Annotated in this window: 2 protein-coding genes; both read left to right on the top strand. The window is 42.5% G+C overall.

Annotated features, from left to right (window positions below; genetic code table 11):
- Positions 1–487 (top strand): Tn3 family transposase (locus A3763_RS15585; protein WP_156495116.1); only part of this gene is annotated, 487 nt, incomplete at its 5' end.
- Positions 488–857: 370 nt separating this feature from the next.
- Positions 858–1,498: IS4 family transposase (locus A3763_RS15590; protein ID WP_156495117.1), on the top strand; the 641-nt coding region annotated here is incomplete at its 3' end.

A 1,498-nucleotide genomic window follows, 5' to 3' on the forward strand; every position in this document is an offset into this window, starting at 1 on the left:
GATCAAATACACGACAGCACTAAAACAAGGTAATGCTGACCCGGAATCTATTCTTCGTCGTTTTACTCGAAACAATGTTCAACACCCAACTTATAAGGCATTGGCTGAGCTGGGTAGAGTCATTAAAACGATCTTTCTTTGCCGATATATTGGTTCAGAAGAACTTAGGAGAGAAATTCACGAAGGCTTGAATGTAGTTGAAAACTGGAACAGCGCTAATTCATTTATTTTCTACGGTAAAAGTGGAGAAATTGCGACAAACTCAACAAAAGATCAGGAAATATCAATACTCTCGCTACATCTACTGCAAAGCTGCCTGGTTTACGTCAACACATTGATGATTGAAGATGTGCTATCCGATAACGCGATACGTTCGAAACTGATACCTGAAGACTATCGGGCATTAAGCCCTTTGATATATAGCCATATCAACCCGTACGGATTATTTACTCTGGATATGAGTGATCGCATAGCTTTTGCGGCTTAGAGACGCTGAATTATAAATTGAAGATAAAGGTCATCAGTAAGCAGCTGCCGTCTTGGTTCGCTTCAGACGATTAGCGGACCATTATCTGGTGGCTTCTGTGAATCAGTATAGGTCACTGGTACGCATGTCAAAATTGGCCTAATAATCATCCTCGTATGAAGGTTATGGCCATTTGCATCACGGTCATTGAGGACCTTTTCTGTGCCGGGATGACGGATAGCAAAGGTGAGAAGGACTGTATTGAAAGTAGTACGGTATTTCACTAGTGTCCGGTTAAAAAAAGTGAACGGGCTTTAAGAAGCCTGAATCCATTGACATGCGGTAAAATAGCAGTTGTCGAGACAGCAATTTCACCACAAAGGATTCAGGCTTGAAACATCGTAACACCGTCTTCCATCAGCTTCTAAATTTTTTACCTCGTCACCGGTTCCAAGCTACCGTTGACCGTTATAAGGGTGACCATCGAACACGCAGCCTAAATTGCTGGGATCAACTGATTGCATTATTGTTTTGCCAGCTATCAGGCAGGCAGTCTTTGCGGGATCTTGAGGATAGCTTTAACAGTAAACAGGCCCATCATTACCATCTGGGAACACGAGCCATAAGGCGTTCATCCTTATCTGATGCCAACAAAAATCGACCCGTTGCTATCTTTCAGGAAACGTTCTTTTTTCTGTTGGGAAAAGTGAGAGCACATATTCCAAGCAAAGAAACTAGTGACATGGTAAGGCTTATTGATTCCACGACCATTGACTTAAATTTGAATCAATTTGAATGGGCTAAATTTCGCTCCACAAAGGCAGGTATTAAGCTACATACGGTCTATGATCCAAAGGCAGATGTACCCACCTATTTTGAGATGACTCATGCCAAGATCAATGACCGTAAAGCACTCACAAACTTGCCCATGATGTCAGGAGTAATCTACGTGGTAGACCGCGCCTACAATGACTATGGCTGGTATTACTCCTTAGATCAGATGGGCTCCACGTTTGTGGGAAGACTGAAAAG

Source organism: Oleiphilus sp. HI0128 (assembly GCF_001635365.1).